Here is a 12,209-nt window from a genome sequence, read left to right as displayed (position 1 = left end):
CCTATGCGGACCCGTCTGTTCTGGCGGGCATGAACTCGCGGATCCCCGGATTCTACACCGAGGACCGTTCCGAGCGGCTGTCGACGGTCGTCGAGCGCTGCGATCTCGACGCCGAGGCGGTCGACGCGCTCGACGCCGACGGCGCGGTCGGCGAGACGGTCGACGGCCTGAGCGAGAACGTCGTCGGGAGCGTCTCGTACCCGCTGAGCGTCGCGACGAACTTCGTCGTCGACGGAGAAGACCTGCTGGTACCGATGGCCGTCGAGGAGTCGAGCGTGGTCGCTGCCGCCTCGAAGGGGGCGCTGTTGGCCCGGCCAGGCGGCGGGTTCACCACGGACACGGACGGGCCGTACATGATCGGCCAGGTCCAGGTCGCGGACGTGTCGGATCCGACCGCCGCCCGACAGCGGGTGCTGGCACGGGCCGACGAGATCGCCGCCGTCGCCAACGATCAGGGCGTCCTCGTGAGCCACGGGGGCGGCTGCGAGGACGTGACCGTGCGGGTCGTCGATACTCCCGCCGGCGAGACCGTCGTCGTCCACCTCCTCGTCGACGTTCGCGACGCGATGGGGGCGAACGCGGTGAACACGATGTGCGAGGCCGTCGCGCCGGTCGTCGCGGACGCGACCGGCGGCCGCGTCTCGCTACGCGTCCTGTCGAACCTGGCCGACTGCCGACTCGCGCGGGCGAGGTGTCGCGTCGAACCCGCCGCGCTCGTCGAGGACGAGGACGACCCTGAGAGAGCGGACGGCCTCGACGGCGAGACCGTCCGCGACCGCATCGTCGAGGCGTGGGCGTTCGCCGCGGGCGACCCTTACCGGGCCGCGACCCACAACAAGGGGATCATGAACGCGGTCGACGCGCTGGCCGTCGCGACCTGCAACGACTGGCGCGCGCTCGAAGCGGGCGCCCACGCGTACGCTGCGCGGGAAGGGTACGGACCGCTGACGACCTACGAAGTCGGTGCGGACGGCGATCTGGTCTGTCGCATCGAACTCCCCGTTCAGGCCGGGACCGTCGGCGGCGCGACCGCGGTCCACCCTGCGGGCCGGGCTGCGATGGAGGTCCTGGGTGTCGAGGCGGCCGACGAGTTCGCGGGGGTCGTCGCGGCGCTCGGGCTCGCGGAGAACCTGGCGAGCCTGCGCGCGCTCGTCGACGAAGGCATCCAGGCGGGTCACATGAAACTCCACGCGGAGAACGTCGCTCGGCAGGCCGGCGCCCCCGCGGGGCTCGTCGCGGAGGTCGCGGCCCGCATGGTCGCCGAGGGAGCCGTCCGGGAGAGCCGCGCCCGCGAACTGATCGAGGTGCTCGGGTGAATCCCGGCGGCCAGCCGCCCGGGCCGCCACCCCACGGTGCACCCGTGGTCCGTGAGACCGGTTGTCAAATCGCAGGACGGCGTAGGGATCACGTGGAATCGCTATCGAAATGGTTTTAACACTAACCACCAAAAGAATCCCACATAGCGCCTCTGCGCGTGAGATAATCAATGAGCGACAAACCGCACCAGAACCTGGCCATCATCGGCCACGTCGACCACGGGAAGAGCACGCTCGTCGGGCGACTGCTGTACGAGACAGGCAGCGTCCCCGAGCACGTCATCGAGCAGCACAAGGAAGAGGCCGAGGAGAAGGGCAAGGGCGGCTTCGAGTTCGCCTACGTCATGGACAACCTCGCCGAGGAGCGCGAACGCGGTGTCACCATCGACATCGCCCACCAGGAGTTCGACACCGACGAGTACTTCTTCACCATCGTCGACTGTCCGGGCCACCGCGACTTCGTCAAGAACATGATCACGGGCGCCTCGCAGGCGGACAACGCAGTGCTCGTGGTCGCCGCCGACGACGGCGTCCAGCCCCAGACCCAGGAGCACGTCTTCCTGGCCCGCACGCTGGGCATCGGCGAGATGATCGTCGCCATCAACAAGATGGACCTCGTCGACTACGAGGAAAGCCGCTACCACGAGGCCGTCGAGGAAGTCACCGACCTGCTCAACCAGGTCCGCTTCGACACGGAGAACGCGAAGTTCATTCCGGTCTCGGCCTTCGAGGGCGACAACATCGCCGACGAGTCCGAGAACACGGACTGGTACGACGGCGAGATTCTGCTGGAGGCGCTCAACGCGCTGCCCGAGCCGGAGCCGCCGACGGACGCGCCGCTTCGCCTCCCGATCCAGGACGTCTACACCATCTCCGGCATCGGTACGGTTCCGGTCGGACGCGTCGAGACTGGGATGCTCAACACGGGCGACAACGTGAGCTTCCAGCCCTCGGACGTCGGTGGCGAGGTCAAGACCATCGAGATGCACCACGAGGAAGTCCCGCAGGCCGGCCCCGGTGACAACGTCGGGTTCAACGTCCGCGGCATCGGCCAGGACGACATCCGCCGCGGTGACGTCTGTGGTCCCGCCGACGACCCGCCGTCGGTCGCCGAGACCTTCCAGGCTCGCATCGTCGTGATGCAGCACCCGTCCGTGATCACGGCGGGTTACACCCCGGTCTTCCACGCCCACACGTCGCAGGTCGCGTGTACCATCGAGTCCATCGACCAGAAGATCGACCCCGCGACGGGCGAGGCCGAGGAGGAGAACCCGGACTTCATCCAGAACGGCGACGCCGCCGTCGTCACCATCCGCCCGCAGAAGCCGCTCAGCATCGAGTCGGCCAACGAGATCCCCGAACTGGGGAGCTTCGCTATCCGCGACATGGGTCAGACCATCGCCGCGGGGCAGGTCATGTCCGTCAACGAGCGCGACTAACTCATGCAGCAAGCACGCGTCAGGCTGGCCGGCACCAGTCCCGAAGACCTCGACTCGATCTGCGGCGAGGTCAACGACATCGCCAACAAGACCGGCGTCGAGCTGTCGGGGCCGATCCCGCTGCCGACCAAGACGCTGGAAGTCCCCACGCGCAAGTCCCCCGACGGCGAGGGGACGGCGACGTGGGAGCACTGGGAGATGCGCGTCCACAAGCGGCTCATCGACATCGACGCCGACGAACGCGCGCTGCGCCAGCTGATGCGGATCCAGGTCCCGAACGACGTCTCCATCGAGATCGTCCTCGAGGACTAGAGGGGACGGTGGCACCGGCCACCGCAGTCGCCCGGTCGCCCGACGGCGCGACCGTGTGACCGATTGCCGAAGCCGCTCTCACGCGCAGGACTTATCCCCTCCGCGCTGCGAGCGATATACGCGGGCTCGTAGATCAGTGGCAGATCGCTTCCTTCGCAAGGAAGAGGCCCGGGGTTCAAATCCCCGCGAGTCCATCGCTGTGCGGCCCGTTTTCGAGGGTTTCGGCTTTTAGAGCGTTACCCCTCAGAGAGCTATCTTTCGGTCCGCGAATCCCGAAAGAAACCGACGCGGCAGATCCAGTGATTTACGCCGCGGGATTCCCCCCGACGCCGTCCGGCGTTGAGGCGAGTGATAGCGGGGGTGTCCGCCCATGAGTCTCGGCAGCCGCAGCTGGCAGCCGAGCGACGATCTCCCGAACCGAGTCGGCGGCCCGCCCACGCTGGCGATGCCCGACGACTGGACGCTCTCGACGCCGTGGGAGCGCGCGCAGCGGGAGACTGACACGGGCGCCCCCATCAACGACGCCGAGCGCATGGTCCGACTCAGCGACGGTGAGAGCGCACACAGAGTGACGTGGGCGCTGAAGGGCCGGACCCTCGTTGCCGACTGTTCCTGCAAGGGTCATCGGTTCAACGAGGGCTGGTGCGCTCACGTCGCCTCGCTGTGGTGGCAGTGGTCCCGCGGTCGGATCGTCGTTTCGCACCTCGATACTGGACGGGACTACCCAGAGCCACCAGCCTGGCTACGCCTCGACGACGACCCGGACCGCTACGACGACCTTTCTCCCGCCGAACTCGACGCCTATCTGACCTGCGATCTCGGAGAGATGGGCGTCCGCGAGTACGCCGACCTGAGCGGCCGTGCGCCCGGTACTGTCGGCAACCTACTCCGCTGGGCTCGGGAGAGCCTCGGAGGTGTCGGCCGATGACGGGGGAGACCCCGACCCCACTCTCTCGCAGAGGTGCGGGGGGGTGTCCGCCACCATACCGTCCACTCGAAGTGAACCCAAGGTTCACCGCCCCCCGGATGCGGGGTCACCGAACCCCCGTTTCATCTGTGTCCGCAACGGTCGGCCGATCTGCGGACAGGAGGGCGGCATGAGTTCGTCTGGTAGCCGACTCCCCGGCGACTCCGAGAGCGCCGACCGACACAAGAGCGAGGAACGCGCCGAAGCGCGTCTCTCTGGCGACCTGGCGGCCCGGTTCACGGACTACCTCGACGCCCACGGCGAAGCCAAGAGCGAGGTGGTGCGGGAAGCGCTCGACGAGTACTTGCCTGCCTCGGAGCGTTCGCAGTACGTACTGCCCTCTGACCCCGAGTTGGCGGACGCCTACCTCGCTCTCGCTGGCGAGGAACCGCGTACGCTCTCGGTCAACATGGCCGAAGATATCCTCTCTCGGGAGTCGCATCCGAACACGCCGAAGGAGCTGATCCGGAGCGAAGTACTCGACCCGCTGGCGGCGAGCGGGTTGATATCCGTACGGTGCGGGAAGGTCGGCGTTCGTCCGCTGACCGAGCGCGACGAGATCGCGGAGGGCATCGATGGTGAGTGATACCGCCTCGGACAATAGTGAGCGTCGAGAGGGTGCCGGCCAGTCCCAGCTCGTCGGTGACCTCGTAGAGGGGTCGGACAAGGCGAATACGCCGCTCGAATACGTCTCGGACATCTCCGAGATTCTCAGTGGCTTCGACCTGGACCCTTGCGCCTCGCAGTCGTCGAATCTCGCAGCCGATAACATTCGCGAGAGCGGCGGTCTCTCCCGTTCGTGGGACGATTACGGGACGGTCTGGCTGAACCACCCGTTCAGTGACCCCGGCCCTTGGCTTCGGAAGGCCGTCAAGTGCGAAGCCGAGACCGTTGTCGCCTTGTCGAAGTGTGACCCCTCGGCGGACTGGTTCCACGACTACGCGCTTCAGGCCGACCTGCTGGCGTTCCCCGACGACCGCGTGAACTTTATTGGCTACGAGTGGGACGCCGCGTTCCCCGTAGTCTACAGCGTCTACGGCCGCGTTCCGAACGCTCTCCGGGACTGGTTCGAGAAAAATGAGGAGTTCAGCGCCTGGGTGGTGGTTCCATGACAGACGGAACTGAGCGTTACCGAGTCGGTGGCGCGCCCACCGACCTGCGACAGCCCCACCTCTCCCGGTCTTAGTAAGTTAATTACTTATTTATTTACTTGCTAACAGGTTTTTTATCGGTAGCCGTCTCACTATTTGCTGTACCATATGTCAAGTGAGACAATCGGATTCTCGCTCTCACCGGCTCAATTAGAGCAACTCAATCAGAGAGCCGCTAGCGACGGCTATGTGAGCCGGTCTGAGTGGATTCGGGAGAAGTTAGGGCTCCGACCCTTTCGATAGCATGAGCACAGCCAGCAACAGCGAATCCGTCGATCCGCCGACCCCCGACTCTGCCGCCGAACTCGAATCACTGGACTACGGCGAAAAACAGAGTCTCGCGGCCGAACACGGGTTCGGTCGTATCGTCGGTATCGAGGAACAGGAGTTAGAGGACTACCTGACCGACACGCTCGACTTCGAAGCCACAGCGGAACAGAGCGAGACGGACGAGCGAGCGGAGGAACCAGACGAACAGGCCGGTAGCGAACCAGAGCCGGACAGCGAGAGAGACACAGTGAGCGACAGCACCACCGAAGACGCGAGTACAGCGGAGACAGACGGTCTCGGAGTCGGACACGAGGGCAAAGAGAAGCTTTCCCCCGAGAACGCCCCCGACGACGATGGGACGGCAGTAGAACCGCCCGAGGGGCTGGATCTCGAAGGTATCGGGCCCGACGACTTGGAGCCTCAGCCGGCGCCTACGGAGGAACAAGAGACAGAACCAGAGCCACAGCCCTCGGTGCCGGAGGAACAGAACGAGAGCAACCAGAGCGAGAGCGGCGGGCTACTCTCGAAGATCAAGGGCGACGACAGCGACGAACAGCGAAGTACAGAGGAAATCGTCGAGGATACGGATGACCCGGCGGAGCGGGAGCGCCGCGAAGACGTACTCAGCGCACTGAAGGGCTCGGACCCGGACGCGGGTGCCGCGGACCAGCCGGAGGAGCCCGACCCGACGCAGATGCAGAACGGCATGGTCGTCGACGAAAGCCTCGTTTCGACGCTTTTCGGGATGCCCTTCGACCAAGCCGCCCAGGCGACCGGTTGGGATGGCTGGACGCTCTCCGAATCCGAGAAACAGGCGAATGCCCAGCTGCTCGTCGCCTACTGCGACGAACAGAACATCGACCTGTCGACGGGCTCGCTGCTCGCGATGAGTTTGGTCCAGACGATAGGTGGACGGGCAGCGGGCTACGCCCGGTATCGCAAGCAGGAGAGCGACGATAGCAACCAGCGAGGCGAGCACAGAGAGCGGCCCGACAGAGAGCGCCAGAGGGACGACTCGGAGAGCGAGACCGACGACGAACCGGACGAGAGCGAAGACGAGCGCGAGAGCGGCGGAAAGGACGAATTCGACTTCGACGACTCGGACACCTGGAACTAACGATGGACGAAATCATGACTCTCGCCCAGGAAGCGGCGAGCGAGGCAGACGAGACGGACGAACAGCGCGCAGACCGACTCAGCACCGCGGCGGCCGGAGCGGGCGTCGACCCTGAAACACTCTATGAGCTGGAACAGGATATTCGCGGGTTCATCCGCTACGAGATGGTCCGCAACCCCGACGAGATGGAGGATCTGGAACAGTTCGCCGCGCAGTTCGCACCGTGGCTCGGGATCGACCCGACGCAAGTCGACAGTATGCTCGTCTCACTCGGCGGGCAGTACGCGACAGCGCACCCGGCGAAGACTGCCTATCTGGTTCGGACGCTCGACGAGGCGCTCACCCGGAGCGGGCTCTACGACGAACTCGACATCGAGACGCCGACGCGGGGCGACCTGCGCGACCCTGTGGATGTGGGAGAGTAGGGGGTGACGCGATGGACATCGACCTGAGCGAAATCACCGCCATCCTCGGACAGAAAAATAGCGGGAAATCCGTGCTGTTCGAGCATCTACTCGCCCAAACCGAGCGATTCATCTGTCTCGATCCGAACGCCGAACACGGCCCGCCGGGTGCGGTCTACCCGGACAGCCCCCGAGATGTGCTGCGGCACTGGGTCAACGGACGGACTCGGCAGGTGATCCGCGAAGTGCCGTTCACCGAGGACGTGCTTGAACAGTACTGCCGGGCGTTCGGCCAGCTCCAAGAGTGCTACCTCTACATCGACGAGGCGCACAACTGGATGGGAGCGAACTACATCCCCGAGATCCTTCAGCACCTCGTGAAGTGGCACGTCACGCATTCTAACTGCGGGCTCGTGCTTGCGGCCCACAAGGCGAAGGAGATTCACGACCAGATCTGGACGCAGACGGACAACTACATCATCTTCGCCTACGGCGAGCACGAAGATAGCAAATTCCGGCGCGTTAGCATCCCTGGAAAGGAACGAGTCACTCAGATGGACCCGAACAGCTACCAGTTCCTCTACTACAAGGACGTGGCCGGCGCCGAGAGCCACATCCGCGGTCCAGTTCCTATCCCGTCACATCTTCAATAGCGAAACGTAGCGTTTCAGGCGTTCTCGTAGGCGGTTCGCTATCCTGTTGACAACGAACAAATAGATAATCACACCCACCCGGTAGTAGGGGGTGCATGGCAGCGACCAACGACTCCCCGGATGATACCGGGGGCTCGACCGGGCTGATGGGCCAAGCCATCAGCTTCCTGACCGAACCGCTCGGCATCGGCCTCGTCGTCGGTGCTGGAATCGCACTGTTCCTCTTCTGGAGGGTGCTCTGAACGATGACTTTCAACGTCGAAGAGAAGCACGCAGTCGGCGGCGCTGGCGCCGCAATGGTCGTTCCCACCGTGGTCGACATGGTGGGCCTCGACGAACTACTCGTATCGCTCGCAGACGCCGTCTTCGAGGGCGACCGCGGCTCGGCCGCGTTCGTCACCGGAATCGGCTCGTCCGTCATCGGCGCCGGGATGATTCTCGGCGCGATCCTCTCGGACATCGACGACTGGCTCGGGGTCATCATCGCCGGGCTCGGTGTCGGGTTCACCGGTGTCGGTCTCCGCGCGTTCGGTGAGGGGGGTGCCTGAAATGGCAGACGAGACCCTCAGCACTGAGCAACGGGAGGCGACCACCGAGGCGAACGTGGCCGAGGACCCCACGCCGGTCTGTGTGTGGGAGGTGCCCGACGGCCAGGTGTGGGAACTCGTCGAGAACTACCCGATGATCCTGGACGTGGAGCGGACCGGCGGCGGCGACATGCCGCGGGGCGCTCGGCTCGGGCTCGGCTACCGCGAGCCCAACGACCCGCTCGGCGCCTGGACCGTGTTCGCGGAGTTCACGATGGCTCCGTTCAACACGCTCTCGCTTCGCGACCAGCAGAGCGGCGACAACGCCGAGCGCCGCCGGGTGACGTTCCACCCCGAGCGGGTGCCCGGCGGCAGTATCTCGCTCACCGACACCGACGAGGTGGCCCTACTCGCCAACTCGGGGACCGTCATCGACCCCGACAGCCTGTTCGCGAACTACCCGCTCAACGTCCGCGAGGAGTAACCCATGTCGAGTACCCAATCCGGCGAAGGACGGCCCGAACGGCCGGTGTACCTCGGTAACGACAAGTTCGAGTACTTCCCGTACTCGACGGGCTCCGAGGACATCGTGGCGACGGCGACCGTGCCCAAAAACTCCGTGTGGCGGGTTCCGGTCGGCGAGCCGCTGGTGGTCGCTCTCGTCGCCAAGCAGACGATCACAGTCGCCTCGGGCGACTCGGGCGTCTCGAAGACGCTGGACCCCGAGGCACCCGTGGTCGACTTCATGCCCAACATCGCGGACGGCGAGTACACCTCGGACGCCAACGTGGTCGCCTACTACGACGAGAGCGGCGACGGGTCGAAGGACACGCTCGTCACCGACTCGACGGGCGTCAGCTACTCCGGCAACGTCAGCTCGGACGGCGACTTCATCGACGCCGTCGAGTTCTCCGGCAACGGCGCCGAGGACGAGGACGTCGACGTGTACACCGTGGTCCGCAACGGCTACACCCGTATCCAGAAGCGGACCTCGGGGAAGGGCAACTCTGCCCAGGAACTCCAGACCGAGGACAGCATCACCTGGGCGTTCAGCAACCCGGATGACCCGAACAGCGACCGGCAGATCACCTGGGACCCGCGCAACTCCGGACTCCGGGGAGTGATCCCGCCCAAGTTCAAGCTGGACCTCGTGTTCTTCGACAAGGACTACGCGACCGCGCTCGACGCGGAGAAGGTCGAGGACGCCAACCTCGAGATCAGCATCCCGGTGCGTCAGCGTCCCGTCCGCGAGGACGAGGACCCCGCGACGCTCCGGCGCAAGGTCGCGAACAACATGAGCGGGCCGTAGCGGCTCGCTCTCGCACCTATGGCTTCTTTCCCGAACCAACAGACCACGACGAGCGACAGCACCGACACCGCCGCGGGCGACGACGTCAACGAGCCCGAGCCCGACGGCGAGCAAGACAGCGGGCGCTCGCTACTCGCGCGAGCGGCCGGCATGGCCCGGACGATCGCCGACGTGATCGCGCCGGTCAGCGAGCTGCTCACCGCGCTCGTCCAAGCCGCGACAGTCGCCGCGCTCATCCGCGGCCGGGGGGCGCTATGAACGTCGGACTCATCGGCTCCGAGACGCCGATAGACGACCTGATAGCCGAGTACTTCGGCGAAGGCCCGAACTCGCTACTCTACGAGGTGGCCGAGGACGAGGGCACCGCGCTGCTGGCGTGCATGCTCATGGAGATGCGCGGCCAGCGCGGCGAAGAGGCGGACGCTGAAGCCGCCTACTACTCGGAGACGGACGTGTCGGTGTCGACTACCGACGAGAAATCGATCGCCTGGGACTACTCGGCCAGCTCCGTACTCATCTACGGGTTCGATGCGCCGATCACGGTCGCGTTCAAGCCGCGCAAGCGGGCCGACCGAGACATCCCGCTCACGAGCGCCGAGGCACCCTTCTCCGTGGCGCCGCCCGGCGGACTCGGAGCGTCTGAACTGTACTACCGGAAGACCAGCGAGAGCGCGAGCAACACTTCGTTCAACATGGTGGCCTTCGAATGACCACGAACAGCACGCAGACGGCTGGAGGTGCCTGAAATGGCGTCGAGCAATCCCTCCATCAAGGCCGTCGACATCCCGACTGAGGTACCGCCGCGAGACACGTTCCAGATCACCGTCACCGCCCGGCAGGGTCGGGGCGGCGACCCCATCATGTCGTCGGGCGCCTGTCCGACCAAGACGGGTGACCCGACCGGATGGGTGACGCCCGTCACCCTCTGGGTCGACGGCGAGCGCCAGGGGACCGAGAAGCTGTGTCTCGCGAACGACAATGAGCGGGAAGCCATCTTCTCGCTCTCGCTCTCCCCCGGAGAGCACACCGTCGAGGTGCGTATCCATCAGGTTGGAGACGCGATCCCGCTCTTTCAGACCTGGGAACAGAACATCGAATCGAGCACCTACGACGACGTGCGCCAGACGGTCACTACGGACGAGAACGCGAGGGACCCGTCTCGGAAGACGCCAGCCGAGTCTCTCATGGGCTACGTCGAGAGCATCGCCAAGAGTCTCGGTGCGAGTACGACGATGCTGGCCGCGGGTGCAATCGGCGCGATCGTCCTTCTGGGGGTGCTGTGATGCCTCAGACGGTGCCCGTCGGCGAGCGCGTCGATGGCCTGAGCCCGCCCGGTCGGTGGGTGAACGCGGTAGACGTGACGCGGCTGTACACCCAGGAGAACCGGCCGACGCGCGGCGGTGAGACGAGCGTCGAGGTGCGCCTGACGAACCGGACCACGGAGCCGCTGGCGGTCCGCGAGCCCGTCACCGTCAACGGTGACGAGGTGGCCGTACTCACTCAGGCGCTGGACCCCGAGGAGACCACGACGACCGACGTGACGGTGCCCGTTCCGAAGGGTGCGGACGCGATCACGATCTCGGTGGCCGACGCATCGGACACGAGCAACACGAGCGGCTACCTCACGGGCTCGAACCTGAGTATCTCGCCGGATCCGCCGATGCGCAACCGCATGGCGACGGTCTCGGTCCAGTGGACCAACACGCTCTCGGAGCCCATCACCGAGGACCTGCCGCTCACCGTCAACGGCCAACGACTCGGTACCCGCCCGCTCTCGCTCGGCCCGAACGGGAGCGAGCGCATGGAGGCGGAGGTACCCGTCGGCTCCGGCAGCCGGCTCGACGTGGAACTCGGGTCGGCGTCGGTGTCGGTCAACACGACCACCGACGACTCGGACGATCCGACGCCCGATCCGGAACCGGAGCCGACGCCGGACCCCGAGCCCGACCCGAACCCTGGAAGCGGGGGCTCGCTCCCGCTCGTGGGTGCGTTGGCCGACATGCTCACCGAACGGTTCGGCGTCTCTCGGAACATGGCGTTCGGGGCACTCGCTATCGGGGCGCTGGCCCTGGGGGGTGTCGTCCTTGGTTAGAGTCGGCCCTGGCACTGGCCCCGGCGGTGGTGGTGGTGGTGGCGGTGGCGGTGGCGACGACGAACCGCCCGAGCCCCTGGACCCGGTGAACCTGACGGGCGTGAGCGCGTCGAGCCGGGAGGTGCGATCGCGGGAGGACGCCCGCGGCCGGGACCAGTACGAACCGACGTTCACGGCCACGCTGGACAACGTGACGGACGGCGCGAACACCGAGATGGTGGCCTTCTACGTCGGGGACTATCTCGTCGGCGAGCGGAGCCGGTCCGTGCCCCAGAACGAGACCGCGACGGTCTCGGTCCGCGCCTCGTGGGAGACGCTCATGGCGGCCGTCGGCACCGGCGAACAGACGCTCCGCGCCGAACTCCGTGGGTCGAGCATGGTCGCCCGGCAGACGATCCGCGTTCACTCGCTCCGCACCGACGAGGGCGACGACCAGGGAGACGACTCGGCCGGGTTCCCGACGCTCCCGGCCGTCGGTGGCCTGACGCGCAAGCAAACGACCGGCGCCGCGGCTCTCGTGGCCGCGGTTCTCATGGCGGTGGTTCTGTGAACCCCGCGAAGATGCTCGGTCAGCTCGTCGGGCTCGTCACCGGGACCGTTGGCCCGGCGGGGCTGATAGTCATCGGAGCGCTCGCGCTGGCCGCTGTGGGGG

18 protein-coding genes and 1 tRNA gene are annotated in these 12,209 nt (G+C 66.2%); all 19 read left to right on the top strand.

Annotation, left to right across the window (positions count from 1 at the left end; all coding sequences use genetic code 11):
• Positions 1–29: 29 nt before the first annotated feature.
• The 19 genes from C475_RS17740 to C475_RS17655 all read left to right on the top strand — a co-directional run bounded on the left by C475_RS17740 (position 30) and on the right by C475_RS17655 (position 12,107).
• Positions 30–1,316, top strand: a complete 1,287-nt coding sequence (locus tag C475_RS17740) for a hydroxymethylglutaryl-CoA reductase, degradative (RefSeq protein ID WP_006885250.1) — start codon at positions 30–32, stop codon at positions 1,314–1,316.
• Positions 1,317–1,486: 170 nt separating this feature from the next.
• Positions 1,487–2,755, top strand: coding sequence for a translation elongation factor EF-1 subunit alpha (tuf, locus tag C475_RS17735; protein WP_006885249.1), 1,269 nt, complete (start codon positions 1,487–1,489; stop codon positions 2,753–2,755).
• Between the two features lie 3 nt (positions 2,756–2,758).
• Entirely contained in the window at positions 2,759–3,067 is a 309-nt protein-coding gene (rpsJ, locus tag C475_RS22835) for a 30S ribosomal protein S10 (RefSeq protein WP_006885248.1), read from the top strand.
• A gap of 122 nt (positions 3,068–3,189) precedes the next feature.
• Positions 3,190–3,261 (top strand) — tRNA-Ala (locus C475_RS17725).
• A 176-nt stretch (positions 3,262–3,437) separates the two neighbouring features.
• Positions 3,438–3,995, top strand: a complete 558-nt coding sequence (locus C475_RS17720; RefSeq protein WP_006885247.1) for a hypothetical protein — start codon at positions 3,438–3,440, stop codon at positions 3,993–3,995.
• 169 nt (positions 3,996–4,164) lie between these two features.
• The gene (locus C475_RS17715; protein ID WP_006885246.1) at positions 4,165–4,620 is read left to right on the top strand and encodes a hypothetical protein; all 456 of its coding nucleotides are present in this window, start codon (positions 4,165–4,167) and stop codon (positions 4,618–4,620) included.
• Entirely contained in the window at positions 4,610–5,146 is a 537-nt protein-coding gene (locus tag C475_RS17710; RefSeq protein WP_006885245.1) for a phage N-6-adenine-methyltransferase, read from the top strand. Before C475_RS17715 ends, C475_RS17710 begins: the two co-directional genes overlap by 11 nt.
• A gap of 283 nt (positions 5,147–5,429) precedes the next feature.
• Complete coding sequence (locus C475_RS17705) at positions 5,430–6,572, top strand: hypothetical protein (RefSeq protein WP_006885244.1); 1,143 nt, start codon at positions 5,430–5,432, stop codon at positions 6,570–6,572.
• Positions 6,573–6,586: 14 nt separating this feature from the next.
• Positions 6,587–6,997, top strand: coding sequence for a hypothetical protein (locus C475_RS17700; protein WP_152436477.1), 411 nt, complete (start codon positions 6,587–6,589; stop codon positions 6,995–6,997).
• An 11-nt stretch (positions 6,998–7,008) separates the two neighbouring features.
• On the top strand, positions 7,009–7,629 hold the full coding sequence (locus tag C475_RS17695) for an AAA family ATPase (protein ID WP_006885242.1): 621 nt from the start codon (positions 7,009–7,011) through the stop codon (positions 7,627–7,629).
• A 95-nt stretch (positions 7,630–7,724) separates the two neighbouring features.
• Complete coding sequence (locus tag C475_RS24000; RefSeq protein WP_006885241.1) at positions 7,725–7,871, top strand: hypothetical protein; 147 nt, start codon at positions 7,725–7,727, stop codon at positions 7,869–7,871.
• Between the two features lie 3 nt (positions 7,872–7,874).
• A complete protein-coding gene (locus C475_RS17690) occupies positions 7,875–8,177 on the top strand; it encodes a hypothetical protein (RefSeq protein ID WP_006885240.1) in 303 nt (100 codons plus the stop codon).
• A gap of 1 nt (position 8,178) precedes the next feature.
• A complete protein-coding gene (locus C475_RS17685; RefSeq protein ID WP_006885239.1) occupies positions 8,179–8,640 on the top strand; it encodes a hypothetical protein in 462 nt (153 codons plus the stop codon).
• A gap of 3 nt (positions 8,641–8,643) precedes the next feature.
• Positions 8,644–9,465: a hypothetical protein gene (locus C475_RS17680; RefSeq protein ID WP_049930849.1), complete on the top strand. Its 822-nt coding sequence runs from the start codon at positions 8,644–8,646 to the stop codon at positions 9,463–9,465.
• 18 nt (positions 9,466–9,483) lie between these two features.
• Positions 9,484–9,723 carry a hypothetical protein gene (locus C475_RS17675; RefSeq protein ID WP_006885237.1) on the top strand — a complete coding sequence of 80 codons (240 nt, stop codon included), beginning with the start codon at positions 9,484–9,486 and terminating at the stop codon, positions 9,721–9,723.
• Positions 9,720–10,175: a hypothetical protein gene (locus tag C475_RS17670; protein WP_006885236.1), complete on the top strand. Its 456-nt coding sequence runs from the start codon at positions 9,720–9,722 to the stop codon at positions 10,173–10,175. Before C475_RS17675 ends, C475_RS17670 begins: the two co-directional genes overlap by 4 nt.
• Before the next feature lie 36 nt (positions 10,176–10,211).
• Positions 10,212–10,748: a hypothetical protein gene (locus tag C475_RS17665; protein ID WP_006885235.1), complete on the top strand. Its 537-nt coding sequence runs from the start codon at positions 10,212–10,214 to the stop codon at positions 10,746–10,748.
• The gene (locus tag C475_RS17660; RefSeq protein WP_006885234.1) at positions 10,748–11,557 is read left to right on the top strand and encodes a hypothetical protein; all 810 of its coding nucleotides are present in this window, start codon (positions 10,748–10,750) and stop codon (positions 11,555–11,557) included. Before C475_RS17665 ends, C475_RS17660 begins: the two co-directional genes overlap by 1 nt.
• Positions 11,550–12,107 (top strand): hypothetical protein, encoded by a 558-nt coding sequence (locus C475_RS17655; protein WP_152436476.1) that lies wholly within the window; start codon positions 11,550–11,552, stop codon positions 12,105–12,107. Before C475_RS17660 ends, C475_RS17655 begins: the two co-directional genes overlap by 8 nt.
• Positions 12,108–12,209 lie beyond the last annotated feature (102 nt).

Source organism: Halosimplex carlsbadense 2-9-1, from assembly GCF_000337455.1.
Classification (GTDB): Archaea; Halobacteriota; Halobacteria; order Halobacteriales; family Haloarculaceae; genus Halosimplex; species Halosimplex carlsbadense.
Note: the sequence above shows the minus strand (reverse complement) of the source record. Positions and strands in the feature narration are given on the sequence as shown.